The organism is Pseudomonas kulmbachensis (assembly GCF_963681935.1).
Taxonomy (GTDB): Bacteria; Pseudomonadota; Gammaproteobacteria; order Pseudomonadales; family Pseudomonadaceae; genus Aquipseudomonas; species Aquipseudomonas kulmbachensis.
In genome coordinates this window covers 3,169,125-3,194,468 of sequence record NZ_OY817088.1, presented here as the reverse complement: position 1 = coordinate 3,194,468, position 25,344 = coordinate 3,169,125, and the positions used below count along the sequence as shown (strand labels likewise).

General features: G+C 58.8%; 22 protein-coding genes. 14 read left to right on the top strand and 8 right to left on the bottom strand.

Annotation, left to right across the window (positions count from 1 at the left end):
• Positions 1-32 precede the first annotated feature (32 nt).
• From U5A05_RS14565 to U5A05_RS14555, 3 genes are all read right to left on the bottom strand, one after another.
• The gene (locus U5A05_RS14565; RefSeq protein ID WP_261738614.1) at positions 33-839 is read right to left on the bottom strand and encodes an ABC transporter substrate-binding protein; all 807 of its coding nucleotides are present in this window, start codon (positions 837-839) and stop codon (positions 33-35) included.
• Positions 840-985: 146 nt separating this feature from the next.
• On the bottom strand, positions 986-2,374 hold the full coding sequence (locus U5A05_RS14560) for a sensor histidine kinase (protein ID WP_321833594.1): 1,389 nt from the start codon (positions 2,372-2,374) through the stop codon (positions 986-988).
• Positions 2,352-3,035 carry a response regulator transcription factor gene (locus U5A05_RS14555; protein WP_321833593.1) on the bottom strand — a complete coding sequence of 228 codons (684 nt, stop codon included), beginning with the start codon at positions 3,033-3,035 and terminating at the stop codon, positions 2,352-2,354. The genes U5A05_RS14560 and U5A05_RS14555 overlap by 23 nt, the downstream gene beginning before the upstream one ends.
• 223 nt (positions 3,036-3,258) lie before the next feature.
• On the opposite strand from U5A05_RS14555, the gene U5A05_RS14550 reads away from it, so the two are divergent.
• The 9 genes from U5A05_RS14550 (at position 3,259) to U5A05_RS14510 (ending at position 15,029) form a co-directional block, all read left to right on the top strand.
• On the top strand, positions 3,259-4,614 hold the full coding sequence (locus U5A05_RS14550; RefSeq protein ID WP_321833592.1) for an MATE family efflux transporter: 1,356 nt from the start codon (positions 3,259-3,261) through the stop codon (positions 4,612-4,614).
• Positions 4,615-4,943: 329 nt separating this feature from the next.
• Positions 4,944-5,924, top strand: coding sequence for a WD40/YVTN/BNR-like repeat-containing protein (locus U5A05_RS14545; protein ID WP_321833590.1), 981 nt, complete (start codon positions 4,944-4,946; stop codon positions 5,922-5,924).
• A complete protein-coding gene (locus U5A05_RS14540; RefSeq protein ID WP_261738609.1) occupies positions 5,921-8,347 on the top strand; it encodes an efflux RND transporter permease subunit in 2,427 nt (808 codons plus the stop codon). Before U5A05_RS14545 ends, U5A05_RS14540 begins: the two co-directional genes overlap by 4 nt.
• 149 nt (positions 8,348-8,496) lie before the next feature.
• Positions 8,497-9,747 carry a helix-turn-helix transcriptional regulator gene (locus tag U5A05_RS14535; protein ID WP_261738608.1) on the top strand — a complete coding sequence of 417 codons (1,251 nt, stop codon included), beginning with the start codon at positions 8,497-8,499 and terminating at the stop codon, positions 9,745-9,747.
• Between the two features lie 91 nt (positions 9,748-9,838).
• A complete protein-coding gene (locus U5A05_RS14530; RefSeq protein ID WP_261738607.1) occupies positions 9,839-10,606 on the top strand; it encodes an SDR family oxidoreductase in 768 nt (255 codons plus the stop codon).
• Positions 10,607-10,622: 16 nt separating this feature from the next.
• Positions 10,623-11,456, top strand: coding sequence for an SDR family NAD(P)-dependent oxidoreductase (locus tag U5A05_RS14525; protein WP_261738606.1), 834 nt, complete (start codon positions 10,623-10,625; stop codon positions 11,454-11,456).
• A 230-nt stretch (positions 11,457-11,686) separates the two neighbouring features.
• Positions 11,687-12,724, top strand: a complete 1,038-nt coding sequence (locus U5A05_RS14520) for a 3-ketosteroid-9-alpha-monooxygenase, oxygenase component (protein ID WP_261738605.1) — start codon at positions 11,687-11,689, stop codon at positions 12,722-12,724.
• Between the two features lie 28 nt (positions 12,725-12,752).
• The gene (locus tag U5A05_RS14515) at positions 12,753-13,934 is read left to right on the top strand and encodes an MFS transporter (RefSeq protein WP_321833582.1); all 1,182 of its coding nucleotides are present in this window, start codon (positions 12,753-12,755) and stop codon (positions 13,932-13,934) included.
• Positions 13,935-14,015: 81 nt separating this feature from the next.
• A complete protein-coding gene (locus tag U5A05_RS14510; RefSeq protein WP_261738603.1) occupies positions 14,016-15,029 on the top strand; it encodes an AraC family transcriptional regulator in 1,014 nt (337 codons plus the stop codon).
• Here U5A05_RS14510 and U5A05_RS14505 read toward each other — a convergent pair.
• The 3 genes from U5A05_RS14505 to U5A05_RS14495 form a co-directional block, all read right to left on the bottom strand.
• Positions 15,015-16,556 (bottom strand): SulP family inorganic anion transporter, encoded by a 1,542-nt coding sequence (locus U5A05_RS14505; RefSeq protein WP_321833580.1) that lies wholly within the window; start codon positions 16,554-16,556, stop codon positions 15,015-15,017. The genes U5A05_RS14510 and U5A05_RS14505 overlap by 15 nt on opposite strands.
• Before the next feature lie 370 nt (positions 16,557-16,926).
• Positions 16,927-17,982 (bottom strand): permease, encoded by a 1,056-nt coding sequence (locus U5A05_RS14500; protein WP_321833577.1) that lies wholly within the window; start codon positions 17,980-17,982, stop codon positions 16,927-16,929.
• Between the two features lie 231 nt (positions 17,983-18,213).
• A complete protein-coding gene (locus U5A05_RS14495) occupies positions 18,214-18,990 on the bottom strand; it encodes an IclR family transcriptional regulator (RefSeq protein ID WP_261738600.1) in 777 nt (258 codons plus the stop codon).
• 172 nt (positions 18,991-19,162) lie between these two features.
• On the opposite strand from U5A05_RS14495, the gene U5A05_RS14490 reads away from it, so the two are divergent.
• The 3 genes from U5A05_RS14490 to U5A05_RS14480 are packed head-to-tail and all read left to right on the top strand — an operon-like array spanning position 19,163 to position 21,929.
• Positions 19,163-19,924, top strand: coding sequence for an ABC transporter substrate-binding protein (locus tag U5A05_RS14490; protein ID WP_261738599.1), 762 nt, complete (start codon positions 19,163-19,165; stop codon positions 19,922-19,924).
• Positions 19,925-19,983: 59 nt separating this feature from the next.
• Complete coding sequence (locus U5A05_RS14485) at positions 19,984-20,640, top strand: amino acid ABC transporter permease (protein ID WP_261738598.1); 657 nt, start codon at positions 19,984-19,986, stop codon at positions 20,638-20,640.
• Positions 20,637-21,929 carry an NAD(P)/FAD-dependent oxidoreductase gene (locus U5A05_RS14480; RefSeq protein WP_321833575.1) on the top strand — a complete coding sequence of 431 codons (1,293 nt, stop codon included), beginning with the start codon at positions 20,637-20,639 and terminating at the stop codon, positions 21,927-21,929. Before U5A05_RS14485 ends, U5A05_RS14480 begins: the two co-directional genes overlap by 4 nt.
• Before the next feature lie 47 nt (positions 21,930-21,976).
• On the opposite strand, the gene U5A05_RS14475 is transcribed toward U5A05_RS14480, so the two are convergent.
• A complete protein-coding gene (locus U5A05_RS14475; RefSeq protein WP_261738596.1) occupies positions 21,977-22,198 on the bottom strand; it encodes a YgdI/YgdR family lipoprotein in 222 nt (73 codons plus the stop codon).
• Positions 22,199-22,574: 376 nt separating this feature from the next.
• The gene (locus tag U5A05_RS14470; protein WP_261738595.1) at positions 22,575-23,249 is read right to left on the bottom strand and encodes a histidine phosphatase family protein; all 675 of its coding nucleotides are present in this window, start codon (positions 23,247-23,249) and stop codon (positions 22,575-22,577) included.
• A gap of 262 nt (positions 23,250-23,511) precedes the next feature.
• On the opposite strand from U5A05_RS14470, the gene U5A05_RS14465 reads away from it, so the two are divergent.
• On the top strand, positions 23,512-24,216 hold the full coding sequence (locus U5A05_RS14465; protein WP_321833574.1) for a YoaK family protein: 705 nt from the start codon (positions 23,512-23,514) through the stop codon (positions 24,214-24,216).
• 80 nt (positions 24,217-24,296) lie between these two features.
• Positions 24,297-25,049: a histidine utilization repressor gene (hutC, locus tag U5A05_RS14460; RefSeq protein ID WP_321833573.1), complete on the top strand. Its 753-nt coding sequence runs from the start codon at positions 24,297-24,299 to the stop codon at positions 25,047-25,049.
• The last annotated feature ends 295 nt before the right edge of the window (positions 25,050-25,344 follow it).

Sequence of the window (25,344 nt, the reverse complement as noted above, 5' to 3'; positions counted from 1 at the left end):
GACGGGCTTAAAGGTGCCGCGAAAAAGGGGAGTTAGCTTTTGTCACCGATCTTGTACAGACGGGTCAGCGGGGTCTTGGTAGTCGGGCCGAACCAAGTGTCATAGATGCCCTGTGCCTTGCCCTGGGCTTCCAGGTCGGTGAGGGTCTGGTTGACCACTTCGGTCAGGCGCGCTTCACCTTTTGGAATACCGACGCCGATCAGGTCATTGGAAATGGTGAACGGCGGCACTTCGTATTTGTCCTTGTCCGGCACATTGGCCAGCAGGCCGATCAGCTTCGGGCCGTCCTGGGTGATGGCTTGCACGTTGCCGTTGCGCAGGGCAGTGAAGGCGAACGGAGTGTCATCGTAGGCCACCACTTTGGCGCCCGGGAACTTCTCGCGCAGCACACCTTCGTTGACCGTGCCCTTGTCGACACCCACGCGCCATTTGTTCAGTTCTTCCGGGGACTTGAGCGTGCCTTTCTTGACGATAAATTGCTGGCCCGAGGCGAAATACGGAATGCTGAAATTCACCTGCTCGGCGCGTTCAGGGGTGATGGTGAAGTTGGCCAGTACCAGATCCACCTTGTTTGCCACCAGCAACGGCACACGGTTGGCCGGGTTGGTCGGCTGTAGTTGCAGCTTCACGCCCAGCTTGTCGGCAATGGCCTTGGCGTAGTCGACATCCAGACCCTCAATCTGCTTGCTCTTGGCATCGACAAAACCAAACGGCGGGTTGCTGTCAAACGACGCCACGCGCAGCACACCGGATTTTTTGATGTCATCCAGACGATCGGCGTGGGCCAGGCCAGACAAAACAGCCAGGGTCAGAGCGGTGAGGGCAGTGAGTTTTTTCATTTCGTTCTCATCATGAGTTGGAAGAGTTATGACGAGAGTCTTGCAGGAAAATTAGCTTTTAAAAAAGAATATAAAACGATTTAAATATTCTATTTTGGTATATGCAGTGGCGCCACTCACTCCCACAGGTATTGTGCAAAATTGGTCTACCCCTGATTTATCAGACTTTGCCGGCAATGCAGAGTTAGCCAGGCGCCGCCGCCTTCGCGGTTACTGACGTCCAAAGTAAAGCCATGCAGGCTGACGATGGCGGCGACGATGGACAGCCCAAGGCCAAAACCACCGTGCTTGTCATCACAACGGTAAAAGCGCTGGAACACGGCGACCCGCTCGGCTTCGGGGATACCGGGGCCGGTGTCGAGCACCTCAATGCGCGGGCTGGCGCCATCGTCTGTGGCACGCAAGATCACTTCACCACCGGGCGGGGTGAATTTGATCGAGTTGCTCAGCAGGTTGGCCAGCGCCTCGAACAGCAGCGCCCGATCGCCTGTCAGGCTGGGCAATGTTTGCGCTGCGTCGAGAGTCAACGTGACCTGGCCCTCTTCAGCCAGTGGCAGGTAAAAGTCGTACAGTTCTTGCAGCAAGGGCAGCGGGTCGAGTTGCACAAAGCCCGAGCGCCGTTGATGGTCTTCCAGCTCGGAAATACGCAGCAAGCCGCGAAAACGCGCCATCAGGGTGTCGGTTTCACCAATCACTTCGTCCAGTTGCAGCGCTTCGGGCGAACCTTCCACGGCTTGCTGTCGAATTCTGTAGAGCTGCGCCCGCAGGCGAGTGAGCGGGGTACGCAGATCGTGGGCGATGTTGTCGCACACGCCCTTGACCTCGTGCATCAGCCGTTCGATACGGTCGAGCATGGCGTTGACAATAGCGGCGAGCATGTCCAGCTCGTCACGGCGATTGGACAAGGGCAGGCGGTAGGTCAAATCCCCGGCGACAATGGCTTCGGCGCTGGCCTGGATGGCTCGGATGCGCTGCAGCGGGCGCCTGCGCAACAAGTGCCAGCCCGCAATCCCAGGGATAATGGTCAGCGACAAGCCCCAGAACAGCGCGTGCAAAATGATCCGGGTGACGGCAAACAGCGATCCGTTGTCGCGCACCAGTACCAGCCAGCGCCCGTCATTGGTCTGGCTGGCCACGGCATCGCAGCTGTCTTGCGGCAGGTTGGGATCGTCGGAGTCGATGCAGGTGCTCAAGGCGTGGATCTGGCCATCCAGAGGCAAGCCAGCAGGGATTGTCTGGATGGGGCCGCTCAGCGGCTTGCGTTGCGCGTCGAACAGCCCATAGGCATCAACTGCACGCATATCGAACGTCATGCTGGTGGCCAGCGCTTCGTCCAGTTGCTCGCCTTCGAACCGGGCAAACAAATGCTGGCGCTGCATCAGTGAATGCTTGGCCAGGTTGCCCAGGTAATCCGAGACTTCGTAATACAGCACCCCCATGAGGATGCAGCTCCAGGCCACGAACAGAAAACTGTACAACGCCAGCAGTCGACTGCTGGAAGAACGCCAGCCCTTAGAGGGGTTCGGCAATGACATAACCCGAGCCTCGAACGGTGCGAATCAGAGGCACTTGGCCGGGCGGGTCGATTTTTTTGCGCAGGCGACCGATATGCACGTCGATCAGGTTGGTGCCCGGGTCGAAGTGATAGCCCCAGACTTCCTCGAAAATCATCATGCGAGAGAGGATTTGCCCGGTGTTACGCATCAAAAATTCCAGCAGCTTGTACTCGGTGGGCAGCAGGCTCAGCTGTTGTTCGTTGCGGCTGGCTTCGCGGGTAATCAGGTTGAGTTCCAGATCGCAAACCCGCAATGAAGTTTCGAATTTGTCGACCGGGCTTTTGCGTCGTAACAGAACTTCAACCCGGGCCGCCATTTCGTCGCTGGCAAAAGGTTTGGTCAGGTAGTCATCCCCACCGGCGCGCAGGCCGCGTACCCGCTCGTCGACATCGGAGAGGGCGCTGATCATCAAAATCGGGGTGCTGACGCCAATGGTGCGCAGGGTGGTCACGATCGCCAAACCGTCCAGCTCGGGGAGCATGCGGTCGAGGGTGATCAGGTCGTAGTCGCCACTGACCGCCCGGACCAGGCCTTCACGGCCATTGGCTACCCAATCGACCTCAAGGCCGTGGCTGGTCAATTCAGCCACGATTTCTTTCGCTGTTACGGCATCGTCTTCAATGGTCAAAATACGGGTCATACCGTCACCTGATGGGCTTTTGCTGCGATAAGCACATTTTGCCCACAAAAAAGCTGAAACGTTTCTTAATGTTTCTTCATGTTCAGCAAACCGTCAGCAAGGGTAGTCGAAAAACCCATGTTCAGGTGTTGAGCCCGGTCGTGGTTATGTTCATGTTCAACAGGAACATACGGATACATTTGCGGTATAACCCCCGTTGTTAATTTCTTCAGGCACTTTGTTCATGCAAACCCCCTCGCAACGGCCGCTGTGGCGAACCTACCTGATTTTCCTCGCGCCGATGGTGCTGTCCAACTTCCTGCAGAGCTTTTCCGGCACCCTCAACGGGATTTATGTCGGGCAACTGCTCGGCACCCAGGCGCTGGCTGCTGTGTCGGGAATGTTTCCCATCGTGTTCTTCTTTATCGCGCTGGTGATTGGTCTGGGGGCCGGTGCGTCGGTGCTGATTGGCCAGGCCTGGGGCGCGCGGGAGACCACGATGGTCAAACAGATCACCGGGGCTACCTTGACCCTTGGTGCGCTGATCGGCCTGCTGGCGGCGGTGCTGGGCAGCCTGCTGGCACGGCCAGCCCTGCAGGCATTGGGCACACCGGTTGACGTGCTGGAAGAGGCAGTCGGCTATGCCCGGGTGATGATGTTGATCATGCCGTTGCTGCTGGTGTTTATTCTTTTTACGCAAATACTGCGTGGGGTCAGTGATACGGTTTCGCCGTTGCTGGCGCTGATGGTGTCTACGGCGGTGGGCTTGCTATTGACCCCGGCCCTTATCCTCGGCTGGATCGGGCTGCCACCGATGGGCATTCAAAGCGCGGCCTATGCGGGGCTGGTGGGTAATATTCTGGCCATGCTGTTTTTGGTGCTGCGCCTGCGCCATAAAAACCATGTGATGGCCCCGGACCGTGAGCTGTGGGCTGCATTGCGCCTGAACCGGGAGATTCTGGGCAAGGTGCTGCGCATCGGTTTGCCTACCGGCGTGCAGATGGTAGTGCTATCTCTGTCGGAGCTGGTGATTCTGGCGCTGGTCAACAGCCACGGTTCCCAGGCTACGGCGGCTTATGGCGCGGTGACCCAGATCGTTAACTACGTGCAGTTCCCGGCGCTGTCGATTGCCATTACTGCCTCGATTCTGGGTGCCCAGGCCATTGGCGCCGGGCGTATCGAGCGCATTGGGCCGATCCTGCGTACCGGTTTGCTGATCAACCTGTGCCTGACCGGAGCTCTGATTGTGCTGGGCTATGTGCTCTCGCACTGGCTGCTGGGGCTGTTTATTACCGACGTTGAAGCACGTGTACGGGCTGAGCACCTGTTGCACATCATGTTGTGGAGCATTCTGGTATTTGGCTTCCAGGCAGTCATCGGCGGGATCATGCGTGCCAGCGGCGTAGTACTGGTGCCGATGGGAATCACGATTTTCTGCGTGCTGTGCATCGAGTTGCCGGTGGCCTATGCGCTCAATGCGCATTTTGGGCTTGAGGGCGTATGGATGGCGTTCCCGGTGACCTATATCGCCATGCTGGGCTTGCAGACCGCGTACTACCGGCTGGTCTGGCGGCACAAGCAGATTCAGCGGCTGGTTTGAGCCACTCTCTGTAGATACTCTGTTCCAGGTCAAGCCCCAGTGGGAGCGAGCCTGCTCGCGAATGATCTTCGCGAGCAGGCTCGCTCCCGCGCTTGAAGTATCTCTGTAGCCGCAGCCTCGCGTAGTTCGTCAGCGGCTACAGGTGGCGTGCATCACCCACCATCAGGGCTAGGCCATTTGGACGATGTGCCCGTGACTGACCAGTCCGATGATCGAAGGCAGGTTCTGGCACCTCGCCGAGTAGGTAGCCAGAGCATCCACGATTATAAAAAGAGGACTGGCTGCATGAACTCTGCCCAGCAACTGAATCGTGCAGCGAGGCATCGACCATGCGCTCAATAATCGGCTATCTGGTTTGCCTGATTGTCGCTGCAACCATCGCGTTTACCTTCTCCCCCCGTCATGCCTCTAACGTCGCTTCGGCCCAGTTGCGCCCCGATCGTCTGCAAATCAACGGCATGCTGTATCTCGATCAGCGTGTAGTTGCAGTGGGTGAACGCGGCAATATTTTGCTCAGCGATGATCAGGGTGTGTCCTGGCAGTCGGCTGCGGTCAAGCCACAACGTGATTTGACCCTGACCGCACTGGTGGCACTGCAAGACAAAAGCTTGCTGGCAGTGGGTCATGATGGCTGGATTCTGCGCTCTGATGATGCAGGCGCGAACTGGTCCGAGGTTCGCTATGACGCTGAAATCGCCGAACCGTTGCTGGGTGTCTGGAGTGCAGGCGGTAATCGTGTGCTGGCGTTCGGTAGTTTTGGCAAGTTCTACCAGTCCGATGATGACGGTCGCACTTGGCAAGCCCAGCCACTGGAAGTGGACAGTGCCCACCTGAACGGCATGGACGGCGGTGCCGACGGTCGGCGGATGGTGGTCGGCGAGCAAGGGCTGGTGTTGCGCAGTGACGATGCGGGCCGCAGTTGGGAGAAGCTGGCTCCGTTCTACAACGGTTCATTGTTTGGCGTGGTGCGCTTGAGCCCGGATCGCTGGGTGACCTACGGCATGCGCGGCCATGTGTTTGTCAGCCAGAACTTTGGCCAGACCTGGCAGGCGGTGAATGTTGGCAATCAGTTGCCCCTCTACGGGCATGCTCTGTTGCCCAATGGTGGGGGCTTGCTGATTGTCGGCGCGGGCAGCTCGCTGGTGCGTCTGGATGGTAATGGTGCGCTGGTCAGCGCTACTCGTCTGCCGGGTCTGGGCACACTGACTTCGGCGGTATTGATCGGCTCTCGGCGCTTGCTGGTGGGCGGCGAGCGCGGTGTGTTCCAGGGCGCTGATGGTGGTGTTGCGGCGCTGGGAGGTGCCCAGTGAGTAGTCAGAAAACTGCGATAAACCGTGTGGTCGAGCGTATCGCCGACCTGTTGATTACTTGGCGCAAGGGTTTGCTGGCGCTGTTTGTGCTGTTGACCCTGGCCCTGGGTTACAGCGCTACCCATACGCAATTGGACCCGGGCTTTAACAAGCAGATCCCGGTACGCAACGCGTTTATGGTCAACTTCCTCAACTTCAGCCAGTACTTCACCGGCGCCAACCGCTTTTTGGTCAGCGTGAAGTGGAAGGGCGAGGGCGATATCTATAACCGCCAATACCTCGAAACCCTGAGCAAGGTTACGGATGATGTTTTCTTCATCAATGGTGTCAGTCGCGCCAGTGTGACTTCGTTGTTTACCGCCAATGTGCGTTACATCGAAATTACTGAAGACGGTTTTTTTGGTGATGTGGTGGTGCCTCCGCGCTTTACTGGCTCGGCCGAGGACCTGTCCCAGGTACGCAACAACGTCGCCCGTTCTGGGCAGGTCGGACGCTTGGTAGCCAACGACCTGACCTCCTCGATGGTGCGCGCCGACCTGCAGGATCTGGACCCCCAGACCGGCAAGTCGGTGTCGTATGCCGAGGTCGCCAAGCGGCTTGAGGATATTCGCTCCAAGTACAGCAATGACGAGATCGAGATCAATATCGTCGGCTTTGCCAAGCTGGTGGGAGATGTGGTTGAAGGGCTGACTACAGTGATCGGCTTCTTTGTGATTGCCTTTGTGATCACGGCCCTGATGCTGTGGGTGTATTCACGCTCATGGCGGCTGACCGTCGTGGCTCTGGCTGTGGCGCTGTTGCCGGTGGTCTGGCTGCTGGGGTTGCTGCCTTTGCTGGGGCTGGGGATCGACCCGATGTCGATTCTGGTGCCGTTCCTGATCTTCTCGATTGGCGTGTCCCATGCGGTACAGATGACCAATGCCTGGAAACAGGATGTGCTGGGCGGCTGCTCGTCGGTGCAGGCGGCGCGCGGTGCCTTTTGCAAGATTTTCATCCCCGGCTCCCTGGCCTTGCTGATGAATGCCCTGGGCTTTGGCGTGATCATGCTGATTGATATTCCCATCGTGCATGAACTGGGCGTGACCGCGTGCATTGGGGTGATGCTGATGATCATCACCAACAAGCTGATGCTGCCGATCATCCTGTCGTATTTGAAGCTCGAGCCGAGCGCTCTGGCGCAAGGACTCAAGGTTCAGGGCAAGCACGCATTGTGGTGGCGGCTGTCGGCGCTGGCCGAGCCGAAACCAGCGTTGGCAGTCTTTGTAGTCAGCCTGTTGCTGCTCGGCGTCGGCGCCTGGAAGGCCCGGGATCTAGCGGTGGGCGATATTGGCGTTGGTGCGCCGGAACTGCGGGCAGACTCGCGTTACAACCAGGACAACCAGAAGATCATTAACAGCTACTCCATTGGTCTGGATGTGATGTCGGTGTTTGTACAGGTCAAAGGCATTGAAGAAGGTTGCCTGGCGCCGCAGGTGATGCGGGCCATCGAGTCGTTCGACTTTCAGATCCGCAGCGTGGCCGGGGTGCAGTCGGTACAGAGTGTGGCGGGCATGGGTAAAACCGTGATTGCCGGCAATAACGAAGGCAACCCGCGCTGGTCGGCGATCCCGGGTTCCGAACGCGGTTTGAGCCAGGGATCCCGTGCTTACATGCCGGATGACGGGCTGGTGACTGAAGGCTGCCAGCGCATGCAGATACTGGTGTTTCTAACCGACCACGAAGGTGCGACGGTGAGCCATGTGGTCGACGAAACCCAGCGCATCATTGCCGGTCTGCAAGGTCCGAATGTGGAGTTTCTGATGGCGGGCGGCAACGTCGGTGTGATGGCCGCGTCCAACGAAGCGGTCAAGCAGGCCGAGGTGGTGATGCTCGCTGCCCTGTTCGGCTCGGTGGCGCTGTTCTGCTGGCTGACCTTTGGCTCATTGCGCGCAGTACTGTGCATTCTGGTGCCGTTGGCGATTGTCGCGATCCTGTGTAATGCCCTGATGGCAACCCTGGGCATCGGTCTGAAAGTCGCGACGTTGCCGGTGATGGCGCTGGGCGTGGGCGTCGGGGTCGATTACGGGATCTACCTGTACGAGCGGATTGCCCATGAAATGGCCGACGGCAAGGACCTGCGTAACGCCTTCTACCAGGCCATGTGCCAACGCGGTACGGCGGCGGTTTTTACTGCACTGACCATGTCCATCGGCGTTTGTACCTGGGCCTTTGCCCCCTTGAAGTTCCAGGCCGATATGGGTGTGCTGCTGTCGTTCATGTTCCTGGTTAACGTGCTCGGGGCGATCTTTTTACTGCCTGCGCTGGCGGCCTGGTTCAATCTGGGGCGCCCGTTGGTCAAGGTTAAACCCCGGGGCCAGGATGTGCCTGCCGGGCATTACCCGCTCAAGCCGAGCGTTGCCGCCAAGGACTCGTCAAACCGCTGAAACAGACAGCTTGCCGGGCTTGTATGGCGACCAACATAAAGACACACTGAGGTGCTTTTGCGCAGGGCTGCAGTACCTGCGCAGAGGCAAGCCGCTGGTAATAAGAACAATAAAAAGGGCAGGTCCTGAACCTGACCCAATGCGAGGAAATGTCCGTGGATACAGTGACCCTGAATCATCAAACCCTGGCCAGTCTGGGACTTGAACTGGCCGATTACGATCAAATGATCGGCAGCTTCTACGACGGGGCGCTAGACCCGAAAGTCATGGGTCGTACCTTGTGCGCGGTTCGCAACATGTTCCAGGCCAACTACGCGACCTTGATTCTGCGCGTGCCGGATCAGCCTGACCTGGGCCTGATGATTGTGGCCGGGGATATTGAAGGCGAGGGTGAACTGACGTATCAAACCTACCCGCAAGCCAATACCCCGTTCGCCGGGCAAGCGCTGGATCAGGTGTTTACGGTTGAAGACCTGATGAGCGAGTCCGAATGGATGAGTTCGGCGTATTTCAAGGCTTACTGCGGCCCGCAAAATGTCTTCCATGTAATGGGGGCCGATATTTCCACTCCTGAAGGTGGCAAGCTGCGTTTTCGTCTGACCCGGCCCAAAACCTCTCCGAAATTTTCCAGTGCCGAACGTGCGTTGTGCAGCAGCTTCCTGCCGCATTTGCGCCGGGCCTTGCACTTGCACAACCTGCTCGATCGCAGCGAGTCCATGAGCGAGCTTTATGCGCAGGCTATCAGTCGCCTGTCCGTGGCGACCATTGTGCTCGACGAAACCGGCAAGGTGCTGCGCCTGAACCCGGTGGCCGAAGAAATCCTCAAAAACGCCGATGGCCTGAAACTGGTGGGTGGCAGGCTGGAAGCCACTTACCCCAGCGACAACCGTGAGCTGCAGCGTCTGGTCAAGCATGCCTTTAGTCAGGAAGTGCGCGATGGCGGGGTGACGGCCGATGCGATGTCCGTGACCCGACCTTCGGGGCAGGTCAGCTTGGGGCTGGTGGTCGAGGCTATTCCTTCGCTGGAATGGGCTGAAGGCAAGAGCAAACCGGCGGCGGTGATCTATATCCGCGACTCGGTCGGCAAGTCGCTGGCCAGCGAGGTGGTGACCAAGCAGCTGTTCAATCTGACCAAGGCCGAAACGGCGCTGGCGATGGAGTTGGCCAACGGTTTGTCCTTGGAAGAGGCCGCGGAAAACCTGAATATTCGACGCAACACCGCACGGGCGCATCTGCGTTCTATTTTCTCCAAGACCGGTGTGCGCCGTCAGACCGAGCTGGTAAGGATTCTGCTGAACAGCGTGGTCGCGCTGGGAAAGCCCAAGTGCGCCTTGCGAGCGGCTGAGTCAGTGATAGTGCCGGCGCCACAGTTGGCGCGGCCGCTTCGTAAAAGCGCTTAAACATCGTTTACCGGCCGACGGTGGCGATTGATCGCCACTGTCGGTTGCTCTTCAGCCAGGCTACTGCGCCTGCATCATCAAGGAAAGTCATATGCCAGTTACAGCTGTCAGCGGTTCCGCTTCCGGGATCGGCGCCGCCGTGTGCGCGGTATTACGGGCTGCGGGGCACCGCATTATCGGGATCGACCGGGCTAATGCCGAGGTGGTCGCTGACCTGTCGACCCGTACCGGGCGCCAGACAGCCGTGGCCCAGGTGCTTGAGCAGTCGGGCGGGGTGCTTGATGGCCTGGTGTGCTGCGCCGGTCTTGGGGTGACGGCTTCTTCAAGCAGCCTGGTGCTGGCAGTGAACTACTTCGGCGTCAGTGAACTGCTTGACGGTTTGGCTGACGCGCTGGCCAAGGGTGAAAACCCGGCCGCGTTGGTGATTGGCTCGGTGGCCGCCACCCAGCCCGGTGCTGATCAACAGCCGATGGTTGCAGCGCTGCTGGCCGGTGACGAGACGCAAGCCCTGGCGCTGGCCGATGCACTGGGCCAGCCCCATATCGCCTATGCCAGCTCCAAATACGCGGTGACCTGTGAGGCACGGCGCAAGTCGGTGCAATGGGCTGCGCAAGGTATCCGCTTGAACGTGGTTGCACCGGGCGCGGTGGAAACTCCGCTGCATCAAGCGGCCAAGGAGGATGCCCGGTTCGGCAAGGCAGTACGTGAGTTTGTCGCGCCATTGGGGCGTGCGGGAAGTTCTGCTGAAATTGCCCAGGTGGTGGCATTTCTGCAGTCGACACAGGCCAGTTTTGTCACTGGCAGCGTGATGTTTGTCGACGGTGGCATGGATGCGATGGTGCGCGCGCAGCGCTTTTGACCTTTAAGGAGCTCTTATGAACAAAGTGGCATTTATTACCGGCGCCAGTCGCGGTATCGGTCGTGAAACCGCGCTGGCGTTTGCCCGTGCAGGTTTCGATCTGGCCATCAGCGCTCGCAGCCTGGATGAGGGCGAAAGCCATACCCACGGTTTGCGCAACCCCGACGGCACAGCGCTACCCGGCAGTTTGAACGCTACGGCGGCAGCGATCCGCGAACTGGGGCGCAAGGCGCTGGTGGTACGCATGGACCTGCTCGACAGCGAATCGGTGCTCGCGGCAAGCCGTGCGGTGGTTGCCGAATATGGTCGGGTGGATGTGCTGGTCAACAATGCGATCTATCAGGGCAGCGACCTTAACGCAGCGTTTATGGAGTTGCAGCCCGAGACCCTGGAGCGGGTGTTTCAGGGCTATGTAATGACCCCGTTTTTGCTGACCCGGGCCGTGGTCAGCCAGATGCTGGAGCAGGGCGCCGGGGTGGTGATTAACGTCACCTCCGGCGCGGGTGAAACTGATCCGCCGGTGGCGGCGGGCAAGGGCGGCTGGGGCTATGCCTATGGCGCGGGCAAGGCGGCGGTGTCGCGTTTGTCGGGTATTTTGTCGGTGGAGTTCGGCGAGCAGGGGATCCGCGCCTACACCCTCAACCCCGGCGTCGTGACCACCGATGCCTTGCGCGCCACCATCGGTGACAAGGGCGTGATTGCCTTGCGCGCAGGTTCTGCGCCACCCCAGGTGCCAGCAGCGGTGATGCTGTGGCTGGCGACCAACGATGCGGCAGTCGATCACCAGCGCAAGACCATTCATTGCCAGCCATTTGCCAGGGAACACGGGATTGTCGAGGACTGGCGGTAATACGAATTTGCACTCTCAAATGCTGTAGCCACTGTCGAGGAACGAGGTTGCGATAAGGGACGAAGGACCTTCAAAACATCGAGGCCGCTGCGCAGCCCATCGCAGCCTCGTTCCTCGACAGCAGCTACGGCGCCTCGGTGTACTAGTCCATCTGAACGATGAACCCGCCTCGGACCTCGGTGAAGATCATTCGGTAAGCGCCCTGGCCCTTAACCTGAGGAATAATAAAAATGACTAAACTCGCAGAAATCCACGTCGAGAATACTTTGTCACCGCGTTTTGGCCGTGGTTGGCATTGCCTGGGCGAAGCTAATGAATTCCGTGATGGCAAGTTGCATACCCTGAATGTGTTTGGCTCGCGACTGCTGGCTTTCGCCACGTCCACTGGCGCGATCAGTGTGCTGGACGCCCATTGCCCGCATATGGGGGCCGACCTGTCCCAGGGCACTATCGAGAATGACCGGGTGGTCTGCCCCTTCCACCACTGGCAGTACGACGCCAGTGGCAAGTGTGTCGAGATCCCTTACTGCAAGCGTATTCCGCCCAAGGCCAAAACCCGCGCCTGGCAGACCTGCGAAGTGAACAAGCTGCTGTTTGTGTGGAACAACCCTGAAGGCAAGCCGCCTGCCGAAGGCGTGGTGATCCCGCATCTGCCGGAAATGGACAGCGATGAGTGGCTGCACAGCTGGTACATGGACAAGCTGATCATCAATACCAACCCTCGTGAACTGGTCGACAACCTGGTGGATGCCCAGCATTTCGGTCCGGTACATGGCACGCCAACCAAGTATTTCCACAATGTGTTCGAAGGCCATATCGCTCAGCAAATTTTCCACGGCGACTCCGAACGCTTGGGCGGCGACCTGGTTGCTGAATCGGCCTATTACGGCCCCGCGACTCACCTGACCCGCATGCGCGCCATGTTCGATGGTCAGGAAATCAAGTCCATCCTGCTCAATTGCCACGTGCCTATCGGCCCCAATAGTTTTGAACTGCGCTTTGGCTGCATGGTGAAAAAAGTGCCGGGCTGGACCCAGGAACAGAACGAAGCCCTGGCGTTGGATTACGTGCAACGCAACCGCGATTCGTTCTATCAGGACGTGGATATCTGGACTCACAAAGTGCGGGTCAATAACCCGGTTTTGGCCGAGGGTGATGGTCCGGTGTATCAGTTGCGCGAGTGGTATCAGCAGTTTTTTACAGACGAAGCCAGCGTTGCGGCGAACATGGCCGAGCGTCGTGAAATCACTACCGTAGATCACCGCTGATTGATTGCTTGAGCGAAGGGCACTGCCGATGACGCTGAACCAACGTAAAACCCTGACCTTTATGTTGGCCGCCAGCCTGGCGTCGACCATCGGTGGCTTGCCCTTCAATACCCTGCCTATTCTGCTGGGCTCACTGGCGGACAGTTTCGGTTTTGCACCGTCGCAAATCGGTTTGCTCGGCTCTGTGTGCTTCAGCGGCTATCTGGTGGGGACGCTGGTTGCTGTGGGCTTTATCGACCGCTGCAACTGGCGCGTCCTGACGTTTGGCTGCGCATTGGGCGCGGCCTTGGCATTGCTGGCCTCTTCACAGTTGCCGGCCCCTGCACAGCTGCCGTTGTGGGCGCTGATCGGTTTTTTTGCCGCACTGATGACCTGCCTCGGGCTGCGGATCATGGCCGAGATGCCCAACAAGGAGCGGGCGTTTGGCATGCGCCAGGGGATTGAGCTGGGCTTGGTGGCGCTGGTGCTGTTTGTGTTGCCTTCGATGGTGATCAGCAACTATCACTACGCCGGTGGCGCGCTGGTGCTGGCGGCCATGATTCTGTTACTGAGCCTGAGCGCCTTTGCGTTGCCGCGCCGCAGTGATTTCGCGGTACAGGCGGATTTGGCTAAAGACAATTCCCTTCGAGGCCGTTTTCTCTTCCCTGTGCCTGCGTATTGGGCACTGGGGTTTTTCTTTGTGTTTGGTGCCGGGCAGATCGGTCTGTGGGCATTTCTTGAACGTCTTGGGCATGGTCTGGACGTGGCGCCCGCACAAATGGGTGTGGTGTTTGCGGTGCTTAAACTGCTCGGTGGCGGTGCGGCCCTGGCGCTGGCGCTGGCGCTGATTGGCGACCGACTCGGTACACGCTGGCCGCACTTGCTGGTGCTAGCGGTAATCGGTACGGGTTTGCTGTTGCTGGCCTATGCCGAAGGCTTTGTCCTGTACGCCCTGGGGGCCTGGATCTGGGAGGTGGGTTTCTGCTGGGGCTGCATCTACCAGACCGCTGCGGTTGCGAGGCTCGACCCGAGCGGGCGTTCGATCATGTTGATTCCTGCTGCCTTTGCCTTGAGCTCTATGGTCGGGCCAGCGCTGGCCGGGCAATTGGTGGTGGACGGTTTTGCCGGTCTGTTATGGCTGGCTCTGGCTACCGCGGTGGTCCCGGTGGTGGCGTTTGCCGGGTTGCTGGCCAAACGTTTGGCAGCACCGCCATTGGCGCTGGCCGTATAAGGCTAAGGTACTGCTGGCTTTTTGATCCGTGCTGCTTAAGATGGCCGTCATCTAAAAGTCATCGGGCTTGGAACCGGGCCAATGCTGAACAAGGACACCATCTCCATTCATCTGGTGCGCGAGGCGCTGTTGCAGAGTTGCGCGCCGGGCAGTGCCACGGATGAAGTTTTGCACAAGGTCGGTATCGCTCCGGCGCTGCTCGACGAGCCGCAGGCCCGCGTGCCTGCAATAGTCTATGCACGTCTGTGGCGGCTGTTGGCGCGACGTCTGGATGACGAATTTTTTGGCATGGACCCACACAAGTTGCGCTCCGGCAGCCTGGAATTCATGTGCCGCACGGCCATGGCGCAGCCGACGCTGGCCCAGGGGCTGGAGGTGGTGCTGGGGTTTCTGTCGTTGATGCTTGAGCGCTTGCCGGCGCGGTTGGTGCGCCAGCAAAGCCTGGCCGAAATCGTCTTGCAGGAACCTGACCAGCAGACGAGCCGTGGCTTTACCTACTTCACCTACTGGATGATCGTGCACGGTGTGGCCTGCTGGCTGGCCGGGCGACGACTGCCGATTCTGGCCATCGAGCTGCGCTGTGAAGCGCCCGATTACTGCGGTGACTACGAAGTGATGTTCTCCGAGAACCTGCGCTTTGAGCGGCCACGCACACGGATGATATTTGCCGCCGATTGCCTGGATGCACCGATCAAGCGCAACGCCCAGGAACTGAAGCGTTTTTTGGCCGAAGCTCCGGCCAATATTCTGGTCAAGTACCGTGACCCGTTGAGCCTGGCCAGCCAGATCAAACAGGATTTGCGCCAGTTGCCAGCCGAGCAGTGGCCTGAAACCCAGGGCATGGCGCAGAGCCTGTGCATGTCGGCGTCAACCCTGCGCCGCCGTTTGGCGGACGAGGGGCAAACCTTTCAAGGGATCAAGGACGGCGTGCGCAAGGAACTGGCGATTGGCTGGCTGGCCGACCCCGACCACAGCTTTGCCGACATCGCCCAGCGCCTGGGTTTTGCCGACACCAGCTCGTTTTACAAGGCCTTTCGCAAATGGTCGGGGACCAATCCTGGGCATTACCGGAGTTTGATTTTAGGCGGTGGCTGAACCCAGGCCTCGGGTGGTGCGCAGTCGGCCTTCCAGACGGCGTTTCAACCCCTGGGGTTCAATGATCAGCTTCGAGCCCTTGGCGGCATTGGCCCGCCCCCATTCCTCGAACAACTCCAGGCAGGAGTGATCGATATAGCTCAGGTTATTAAGTGGTACATACACGCTGCTGCCTGCTGGTACGCGAGCCAGTACCTGAGTTAATGCCGGTACTTTGAGGAAGGTCGCAGAACCATTGAGCCGCAACTCCATCTCGCCGCTTTGGGGCAGGTCAATCAAGCTGATTTTCAGACGTGCTGCTTTCCACGCCAAGTTGGCCAGGGTCAAGCCGAAACCCAGCAGTACCCCGGTCAGCAAGTCGGTGAAGATGATCGACAGCGCGGTTGCGGCATAGGTCAGCATCGGGATGCGGCCATAACGGGCCAGGCCGCGGAAGGCCTTGAGGTCCACCAATTTGATCCCGGTGTAGACCAGTACTCCCGCCAGGCTTGCCACTGGAATGCTTTGCAGCACACTGGACAGCAACATCACAAAAGCCAGCAGCCAAAGGCCATGGAACATTGCCGAAAGACGGGTGGTGGCGCCTGCCTGAACATTGGCCGAGCTGCGCACGATCACTCCGGTCATTGGCAATGCACCGAGCACGCCACAGAGCATATTGCCGACTCCCTGTGCCGTCAGTTCCTTGTCAAAATCAGAGCGCTTGCCGTTGTGCATACGGTCGACGGCCGCTGCGGACAGCAAGGTTTCTGCACTGGCGATAAACGCCACTGCAAACGCCGCGATCAACAGATTGGGATCGGCCAGGTTCAGCAGGTCGGCTGGGCGCAGCCAGTCGATAGCGTCCGCCAGGTTTTCCGGGACTTCAACCCGTTTTACCTGCAACGCCAATATCAGGCTGACCAGAGTGGTCAAGCCCACGCCGAGCAGGGCGCCGGGGACAAAGCGCAGTTTTTGCGGGCGTAATTTGTCCCACGACCACATCACCAGAATGGTTGCCAGGCCCAGGAGTCCTGCCTGCCATCCAAGGCCGCCACCCAGGGTTGGAATGGCTTGCGCCAATGCCTGCGGGAAACCTGCAAGGTTGTCCAGGCCGGAAGGTTTTGGCACGCCGTCGAGCATTACATGGATTTGCGACAGCACAATCAGCACCCCGATCCCGGCAAGCATGCCGTAGACCACAGCCGGGGCGGTAACGCGGAACCAGCAGCCCAGGCGCAAACGTCCGGCCAACAGTTGCAGAAAACCTGCCAGCAGCAGGATCGGCCCCAGCATGACCATGCCATGCTGGCGCACCACTTCGAATACCAGTACTGCCAGACCGGCTGCCGGGCCACTGACTTGCAGCGGCGACCCCGCCAGCCACCCCACGACCAGGCCGCCGATGATGCCGGTGATCAAGCCTTTGGCCGGTGGCATCCCGGAGGCGATGGCGATGCCCATGCACAAGGGCAGGGCCACCAGAAACACAACCACAGAGGCCAATAGCTCCCGTGGCAGTAGCGTTTTTAATTGCGCAGCACGCATGATGATTCTCCCTGGGGATTCCTGGAGGCGTGGCAAGGCCTGGCGTCATGTTCGGCCGCCACCGATACCTCGTTGGGATAGGTTTGGACGCGCGCTTCAGGTATCGCGCAAGGAGTTGTCTTCGGTGAGGAGATGCAAGTCAGGAAGGGTAGTAGTTGCAGTCGGGAGCTGTGTCACCTTGTTATCCATCGTTCATCCTCTGTGGTGGAGCAGGGGAATAGCTAATGCGAGTCATTTGTGACTCGCTGGTCACGTTAGCCCCCGAAACTTAACTGAACCTTAATTGACCGCTCTAGCACGGGCTTTACGGTGATAGTCAGAAGTTTCGCGAGCCCGCCCGCTCCACAGGCGCAGGGTGTTGTTGGCGGTTTTAAAGCAACCACATTCCGACCAGACCGCTGAGTACACCGACCAGCATGGTCATCAGAGCCACGCTGACCAGAACCCGGGTGTCGAAGTCTTTGCGCAGCATCAGCAGTGACGGCAGGCTGACGCTCGGCAAGGTCATCAGCAGCGCCACGGCTGGGGCTGTGCCCATGCCTAGAGCCATCATGGTCTGCACAATCGGAATTTCCGCCGCCGTGGGGATCACAAACAGCGTGCCGATAATGGCCAGAGGCACCAGCCACATCAGGTTATCGCTCATGGCGCCGTCCACATGGGGGAACAGCCATACGCGTGCTGCGCCCAGCAACAGCACTGCCAGCAGATACACCGGAATGGTATTCCAGAACAATTGCCACAAGGTCTGGCCCCAGCGGCTGAAGAAGTTCTGCTGGTCAATCTGGCTGGCCTCGGACACTGCGTCCAGTGCCGCGTCGGGGATACTTTCGGGGCGCGAGATGCGTTGTGCAATCAGTGACACACCAACCACCAGCACGATCCCGGCGACCAGGCGCAGAACACTAAAGCCCCAGCCCAGTACAAAGCCCATAAACACCAGGGTTGCAGGGTTGAGTACCGGGTTGGCGATCCAGAAGGCCAGTGCCGCGCCTACCGAGACTTTTTGCCGACGCATGCCAGCGGCCACAGGCGCCGCGCAGCAGGTACACATCATGCCCGGCAAGGCGAACAGGCCACCACGCAGGGTCGAGCCCAGCCCGGCCTTGCCGAACAGGCGCAGCAGCCAGTCACGGGGGATCAGTACCTGAATCAGCGAGCCTAGAATGACCGCCAGCACGGCGGCTTTCCAGATCGCCAGAAAGTACACCTGGGCATAGGCAAGTGCGGCGGCGATGGGTTCGCCCTGATTATCGTTGAGGATCGAGGCACCGATGCTGTGGTTGTCGGCGGCGACAAAAGCCTTGAGGTAGTAGGGCGACCACTTGACGTAGTACAGACCAATACCGGCAATCAGCAAAAACAGCAGGGGCTTGCACCAGAATGACCAGCCTCTAGTGGGCTTGGCTGGGGAAATACTGGACATAAAGAGTTACCAAACGCAGGGAAATAGCGCCGCATGATACCTGTCCCCGGACCATAAATCCTGTAGCCGCCGACGAGCTCCGCGAGGCTGCGTTCGCGATGAGACAGCAAAACCAGGGTTCAGGGTTTACGGTCGCTGCGCAACCGGACGCAGTCTCGTTCTACTCGTCAGCGGCTACAGATACTTCAAGCGTGGGAGCGAGCCTGGAGCAGAGTATCGACAAGATCGGGGTTACAAGGTCCTGATCGAATTGCTGATTCCACGGGCGCATTGGATAACGGTCGAGGCAACTTTGTCTTCGGCGTCTTGCATGACCCAACGACTGCTGGGCACTACTACGTGTACGGCGGCAACCGGCAGGCCGTGGCTGTTGAAAATCGGCGCAGCAATGGTCATGTCGCCGAGGAACATTTCTTCCTTGTTGGTGGCATAGCCCTGTTTGCGGCTGATTTGCACGCGCTCAAAAATGGCCGAGGCATCGGTCAGGGTGTAGCGGGTCAGTTCAACCAGTTCACTGGCTTGCAGCACGCTGTGAACCTCGTCGTCGGTCAGGCCACTCAGGTACGCACGACCGCCCCCGGAGCAGTACATGGGGATGCGGCTGCCGATGGGCATATGGATCGGGATAAATTTTGGCGCGACAAAACGCGAGACAAACACCATGTCCAGACCGTCCGGTTCTGTCAGGTTGACCGTCTCTCCGGTGATCTGGTTGAGCTCGGCCAGGTAGGGGTTGGCGACATCGACCAGGATGTCAGCCGTCAGGTAGTTGTAGCCGATCTCCATGACCTTGGGCGTTAACTGAAAGCGTCGGCTTTGCGGATGTTTGCGCACATAGCCGAGCTCCTCAAGGGTATGCACCATGCGCTGGGCCGAGCTTTTGCTGATGCCCGCCGCCAGTGCGATATCCGCCAGGGTCATGGTGCGCCGCGCTGCTCCAAAGCCGCGAAGAACGGCCAGGCCCTTTTCCAGTGACTGGTTGAAAAGAGGGTTGTTGTTATCGCTCATGGCGCATCCTATGCATTTTTCTGGCATATAAGTATCGATATTCGATACTTATAAATCTCTTTACGATTTAAGTAAATTGGTTATAGTCGATGGCGGCATTTTGTACCAGAGGGTGCAAGGGTTGTTGAGTGCCGCATAGGAACAACCAAAAGCGACCACAGGGAGATTCGCTATGCAAAAACCTTTTCAAGTACTGACGCTTGTTTGCGCCATGGCTGCCGGGCTGATTGGATCAGCCGCAGCTGTTGCAGAGCCTGTGTACAAAGTCGGAGCAACGGCGACGGGCATCCCGTTCACCTTCCTCGATATCAAGAGCGGTAAAATCCAGGGCATGATGGTCGACGCAGCTGAAGCTGTCGGCAAAGCCGGTGGGTTTGGTACCGAAATCCAGCAAACCACGTTTGCCGCACTGATCCCTTCGCTGACTACCAACAAGATTGACCTGATTTCCGCCGCCATGCTCAAGACCCCCGAGCGTGAGAAGGTTGTGCAGTATTCCGATCCTATCTTCAGCTACGGCGAAGGCCTGATGGTTCAGGCTGATGATCAGAAAGAATACAAGACCATGGCTGACCTGGCCGGTGAAGTGGTCGGTGCGCAAGTGGGCACGGTGTTCCTTGATGCGCTGAACAAGCACGGTGGCTTCAAGGAAGTCCGTAGCTACGACTCCATTCCAGACATGATGCGCGACCTGAAACTGGGCCGTATCAAGGCCGCATTCGGTGATCGCCCGATCATCGCCTACCAGTTGGCCCAGGGCAAAAACCCGGACGTGAAACTGTCGAGCAGTTATGTGCCGGTGGTGATGGGCGACGTATGCCTGGTCATGCGTCAGGGCGACGCCGAGAAACTGGCGCAGGTCAACAAGGGCATTGCTGCGATCAAGGCGGACGGCTCGCTGCAACGCATCATCGAGAAGTGGAAGCTGAACTGATGATCCTGTGGCCCCCGCGATGCGGTGGGCCACTTTTTGTAGCGGTGCGCAGGTAGTTTATGTTTCTCCAGGATGCGTTGGACTTTCTTCCGATTCTGCTCAAAGGCGCTGTGGTCACGGTTCAGGTCACGGCGGGGTCGTTCCTGCTCAGTTCAGTGATTGGCCTGCTGTTCGCACTGATGATGGTTTCCAAAATTCGTGCCGTCGCCTTGTTCGCCATTGGCGTGGTCAATGTGATTCGCGGACTGCCGATCATCGTGCAGCTGTTTTATATCTATTTTGTATTACCCGACTTCGGTATCCAGCTCAGCGCCATGCAGGCTGGGGTGGTCGGTTTGGGGATAGCCTATTCGGCTTATCAGGCCGAGAACTTCCGGGCCGGAATTCAAGCCATCGACATTGGCCAGATCGAAGCTGCCGAGTCTTTTGGCATGCGCGGCCTGCTGATCATGCGCAGGATCGTATTGCCCCAGGCGTTTCGCATTGCCTTGCCACCCTATGGCAACACGCTGGTGATGATGCTCAAGGACTCGTCACTGGTATCGACCATCACCGTGGCCGAGATGACTCGCCAAGGGCAACTGATCGCGTCTTCGACGTTTGAAAACATGACGGTCTACACCCTGGTTGCGTTGCTCTATCTGTCGATGAGCTTGCCGCTGTCCTATGGCTTGCGTCGTCTGGAAGGCCGTTTTGCGCTGCGGAGGCGTACATGAAGCCAACGTCAAAACTGAAACTGCCGCCTTCGCTATGGTCCGCGACCTCTCGTCCTGGAGCGCTGACCCGGCCCCTGGCAGAAAACAAGCGCGTCGATGTGGCGATTGTCGGTGCCGGCTACACCGGGCTGGTGACTGCGCTGCGCCTGGCGGAGTCGGGTGTCAGTGTGTGTGTGCTGGATGCGGGAGAGCCAGGCTGGGGGGCTTCGGGGCGCAACGGCGGGCAGGTGATTCCGGGGCTAAAATACGATCCGGATCAGTTGATTGAGCGCTTCGGTGCGGTGCGCGGTGAGAAGATCATCGAAGCGTGCGGCGGGGCAGCGGACGAAGTGTTTTCCTTGATTCGCGAGTACGGCATTGCTTGCGATGCCACGCGCAAGGGCTGGATCCAGCCGGCTTTTTCCTGTGCCACGATGAAGACCCTGGAGCACCGTGCCCGACAGTGGCAGCAGCGCGGCATCGCAGCCGAGTTGCTGGACAGCGATGCTGTTTGCCAGCGTATCGGCACGCAAAATTACGTGGGCGGGTGGGTTGATCCGCGAGCTGGCAGTCTGCATCCGCTGAACTATGCCCGGGGCTTGGCCAGATCGGCACTGGGCCGTGGGGTGATGATTCACAGCGACAGCCGGGTGACAGACCTGCGCCGAATTGGCCCGCAATGGCAATTGACCACCGCCCAGGGGCACACTGTCACCGCCGAGCGCGTGGTGCTGGCGACCAATGGCTATACCGATGGCTTGTGGCCCGGGCTGCGCCAAACCGTGCTGGCGGCCAACAGTTTCATGATCGCGACCCGGCCACTTTCACCAGAGTTGCGCAAAACCATCTTGCCCGGTGGGGAAGTGTGTTCGGATGCCCGGCGCTTGTTGTTGTATTTCAAGCAGGATGCTCAGGGCCGCGTGTTGCTGGGCGGGCGAGGGCCCTTCGCCGAGCCGCGTCGGGCTGAAGATTGGGGGCATCTGGAGCGCTCGCTGGTCAGCGTGTTTCCACAATTGGCGGGGGTCGCGATTGAATACCGCTGGAGCGGTCGTGTGGCGCTCAACCATAGCATGCTGCCGCAATTACATGAGCCGCAACCGGGGCTATCAATCCTGATGGGCTACAACGGGCGCGGTATTGCGATGTCGAGCACCTTGGGCAAGCACCTTGCGGCGCGGATCTCAGGCGCCAGCGATGACTTCCCGTTTCCGGTGACGCCGATTCGCCGAATTCCCTTTCACAGCTTGCAGCGCTTGTACGTGGCGGCGGGTATCAGCTACTACCGGCTGCTGGATGCGCTGAACGGGTAAGGGCAGCGGCAAGTTTCAAGGTTGCCGCTTACAGCCTGATGCTGTTGTCAGTCCGACTTGATGGTGGAGACATCATCAGCCCTGATCTTGATGTGTTTGCCTGCAATGTCCACGAACTCATAGAAGCCGTCCTTGTTGGTGGTGTTTGGCAGGTCTTTGGTCAGGTACTGCGTGCCGTTTTGCAGGGTCACAACGCTCGGGGTCGCGCAGCCAGCCAATCCCAGTAAGGCCACCAAAAGCAGGGGTAAACCGATAACGTTGATCTTCATGCGTGTACCTTGAGCTGTTGGCAAGTAAGAAAATAGTCGCGCCGGGCTTCGTTCTGCCGCCAGCGCTGCGAAGCAGTTGCTGGATCTGACAGCGTTTTTTCGATTTTGTGCCTGACGTCTTTGCTGGCGAGGAATGTACCTGTAGATACTCTGTTCCAGGTCAAGCCCCAGTGGGAGCGAGCCTGCTCGCGAATGATCTTCGCGAGCAGGCTCGCTCCCACGCTTGAAGTATCTCTGCCGCTGATGAGGCACGAGGCTGCGATGGGCTGAGGCCCCGTGCCTCGTCAGGGGCTATAGGGGCTACAAAAAATCGTGGTGATGGTATAGGCATGTTCTGGCGCGGACAATGTTTATACCGGGGCAGACCGTTGGCCGATCAGCTCGGGCAGGTCCTGGAGCCATTGTCCAGAAGCTGCTTTTCAGTGCGGTTGAGCAGTGTGGCCTTGCCGTCTTTCCAGGTCAGGGTCAGCACATACAGTGAGTCAAAGTCACTGCCGGGCCAGTCTTCAATCAATGAGGTTTTCTTGCCCAGCGCGTTGCTGGCGACGTCATTGATCAGCTCTGGCAGGTAGCCGTGGGACCAGGCGGTGTAGATGGTCGAGTTGTGATACTGGTCGTCGGTCAACTCATTGGCCAGGGCACGAGTGTCATTGGCCGAGTACTCCAGATTGATTGGCAAGCCCAGCTTGATGGCGCTGGGGTTGATGGTCATCAGTGGCCGTACGTAGCTGTAGGCGTCATCATCGGCGCCCTCTTCAACCTGGCGTGAGGGGTTGGCGGCAAACACGTAGTCGGCCTTGCCATAGCGTTGCGGCAGCAGGGTAGCCAGATCAATCGCGCGGTTAAGCCCCTGGCAGGTGAGCTGGCCAAGGCCGTCGGCCGGTTTTTCGGCGTGGCGCATAAACACCAGGGTCTGCACACCGTCTACCGGCTGGGCAAAGACGTCATCCGCATGTATGGCCAGAGTAATGGCGCCAGCGACCAATAACAGCGGGATAGCCGCCAGTGCGTAGGGCTTGAGTCGAGGTTTAATCCAAACAGACTGGGTCATGGGGTTCTTCTGATTACATCTATTGAGGCTGATTGGCCTGGCACATCGAGCGTATCAGCCCGTGTGTTTCTCCTTGTTAGTGCTGCACTATCTAAGCTTTTTCATTCCTGAACAAAGCGTTCATTAGATACCGGTTTCAAAATTGGTTCGATTTTACCTGCGCTAGATAGCTAATAGTCCTACAGGTCGAGTGCTATGGTGGCTTTTTTATATGACAAAATCGTTCGCTCTTTAGTCCGGTATCTCGACAGAGGCTCCCGAAATGCTCCCAGCGCCATTCAGAAAACCGACCAATCCCGTGCACCTGCGTGTTCGTGCCTGGCGCGGCCGGGTGGGTTTGGCAATGGTCGCGAGCTTGTCGGTTCTGGCTGGCATGACTGACGCCATTGGCTTTCTGGCCACCGGCAATTTCATCTCGTTTATGAGTGGCAATACTACGCGTCTGGCCGTGGCGGTCGGTGAGGGTGACGTGAGCATGGTGGTACGCCTGCTGCTTGCGGTGCTGGCGTTTATTCTCGGCAATGCCCTGGGAGTATTGTTGGGGCGCTGGAGTGGGCGGCGGGCATTGCCGTTGATGCTGGTGATTGCCGGCTTGTTGTGTACCGCCGCGTTGCTGCCGCTGGCGACACAAGTACCCGCGTTGCTGGCGGCGATTGTGGCGATGGGCATGCTCAATGCGGCGGTGGAGCAGGTTAATGGCTTGCCGGTGGGTTTGACGTATGTGACCGGGGCGTTATCGCGTTTTGGCCGGGGTCTGGGGCGATGGATGCTGGGCGAGCGGCGCAGCGGCTGGCGAGTGCAGTTGGTGCCCTGGACCGGGATGTTGCTGGGTGCGGTGCTGGGCGCTCTGCTGGAGGCGCAGTTCGGGCTCAAGGCCATGCTTTTCAGCGCCGGTTTTGCCGCCGCTCTGGGGCTGCTGTCGCTGAGAATTCCGCGTCGCTGGCAGCGCGATTACATGCCGCGCTAAACGCCCGTTTTTCTTCGCCCACGCTGGGCGTAAACTGGCCCGGCGCACCAGCATGCCCAACCCTACGAACAGGAGTCGTTGTGTCCAAGTCAGTCGATGACAATTCATCCCTTGAGTCATTTTCCATTGAGAGTCCTGCGCCGCTGTACGCGCGCGTCAAACAGGCCATCGCGCAAAAAATCCGTTCGGGTGCCTGGTTGCCCAATTCCAAGCTGCCTTCCGAGAGCGAGCTGCTCACCCTGCTGGGCGTGAGCCGCATGACCATCAATCGCGCATTGCGTGAGTTGACTATCGAAGGGCTGCTGGTGCGCATGCAGGGGGTGGGAACTTTTGTGGCGGTGCCCAAAGGTAATGCGGCGTTGTTCGAGATCCACAATATTGCCCAGGAAATCGCCGATCGCGGCCACGTGCATCGCTGTGAGGTAATGGTGCTGGAAGAGGTCCCGGCCAAGGTTACACCTGTGCTGCCGTTTGCCCTGGATGGGGTCAAACGCTTCTTCCACTCGGTGATGGTGCATTACGAAAACAATGTGCCGGTGCAAATCGAAGAGCGCTATGTGAATGCCGAGATTGCCCCGGAATACTTGCGGCAGGACTTCACCCGTACCACCGCCTATGCCTACCTGATGAACCTGGCGCCACTGACCGGCGGTGAACATGTGGTGGAAGCGATTCATGCCAAATCTGCGGAATGCCGCTTGCTGAACGTCAAGCGAAATGAGCCATGCCTGCTGATTCGTCGCCGCACCTGGGCCGCTCAAGGCCTGGTGGGTTGTGCCCGGCTGGTGTATCCGGGTTCGCGCTATCGCCTGCAGGGTCAATGCGGGAACTGAGTGGTGGTTTGTAGCGGGTAGCGGTGTGTTACTCGCGTTACTTTTGGTGCGTTTTTGTTACCTTCCTACCTGTTGATGCACAAAGTTGCGGCACATTTTTGCAACTTTTCCGTGCGTAAAATTCTTTTGGTAAAAAACAAAAGTTTTTTAACTGACTGATTTTAAATAATATTTTTCATTAATTTTGGCCTGTCTGCGCGATGCCTTTGGCGTGTTGGCCCTTCACTTGCATTCACTTGTACATACAGGTTGGTATAAGTGCGCACTAGTTTGCGCTGCTTGAGCATTTGAGGGG

Coding starts and splice junctions, on each gene's coding strand:
- U5A05_RS14565 (WP_261738614.1), bottom strand. CDS start 839: ATGAAAAAACTCACTGCCCTCACCGCTCTGACCCTGGCTGTTTTGTCT.
- U5A05_RS14560 (WP_321833594.1), bottom strand. CDS start 2,374: ATGTCATTGCCGAACCCCTCTAAGGGCTGGCGTTCTTCCAGCAGTCGA.
- U5A05_RS14555 (WP_321833593.1), bottom strand. CDS start 3,035: ATGACCCGTATTTTGACCATTGAAGACGATGCCGTAACAGCGAAAGAA.
- U5A05_RS14550 (WP_321833592.1), top strand. CDS start 3,259: ATGCAAACCCCCTCGCAACGGCCGCTGTGGCGAACCTACCTGATTTTC.
- U5A05_RS14545 (WP_321833590.1), top strand. CDS start 4,944: ATGCGCTCAATAATCGGCTATCTGGTTTGCCTGATTGTCGCTGCAACC.
- U5A05_RS14535 (WP_261738608.1), top strand. CDS start 8,497: ATGTCCGTGGATACAGTGACCCTGAATCATCAAACCCTGGCCAGTCTG.
- U5A05_RS14530 (WP_261738607.1), top strand. CDS start 9,839: ATGCCAGTTACAGCTGTCAGCGGTTCCGCTTCCGGGATCGGCGCCGCC.
- U5A05_RS14525 (WP_261738606.1), top strand. CDS start 10,623: ATGAACAAAGTGGCATTTATTACCGGCGCCAGTCGCGGTATCGGTCGT.
- U5A05_RS14520 (WP_261738605.1), top strand. CDS start 11,687: ATGACTAAACTCGCAGAAATCCACGTCGAGAATACTTTGTCACCGCGT.
- U5A05_RS14515 (WP_321833582.1), top strand. CDS start 12,753: ATGACGCTGAACCAACGTAAAACCCTGACCTTTATGTTGGCCGCCAGC.
- U5A05_RS14510 (WP_261738603.1), top strand. CDS start 14,016: ATGCTGAACAAGGACACCATCTCCATTCATCTGGTGCGCGAGGCGCTG.
- U5A05_RS14505 (WP_321833580.1), bottom strand. CDS start 16,556: ATGCGTGCTGCGCAATTAAAAACGCTACTGCCACGGGAGCTATTGGCC.
- U5A05_RS14500 (WP_321833577.1), bottom strand. CDS start 17,982: ATGTCCAGTATTTCCCCAGCCAAGCCCACTAGAGGCTGGTCATTCTGG.
- U5A05_RS14495 (WP_261738600.1), bottom strand. CDS start 18,990: ATGAGCGATAACAACAACCCTCTTTTCAACCAGTCACTGGAAAAGGGC.
- U5A05_RS14490 (WP_261738599.1), top strand. CDS start 19,163: ATGCAAAAACCTTTTCAAGTACTGACGCTTGTTTGCGCCATGGCTGCC.
- U5A05_RS14485 (WP_261738598.1), top strand. CDS start 19,984: ATGTTTCTCCAGGATGCGTTGGACTTTCTTCCGATTCTGCTCAAAGGC.
- U5A05_RS14480 (WP_321833575.1), top strand. CDS start 20,637: ATGAAGCCAACGTCAAAACTGAAACTGCCGCCTTCGCTATGGTCCGCG.
- U5A05_RS14475 (WP_261738596.1), bottom strand. CDS start 22,198: ATGAAGATCAACGTTATCGGTTTACCCCTGCTTTTGGTGGCCTTACTG.
- U5A05_RS14470 (WP_261738595.1), bottom strand. CDS start 23,249: ATGACCCAGTCTGTTTGGATTAAACCTCGACTCAAGCCCTACGCACTG.
- U5A05_RS14465 (WP_321833574.1), top strand. CDS start 23,512: ATGCTCCCAGCGCCATTCAGAAAACCGACCAATCCCGTGCACCTGCGT.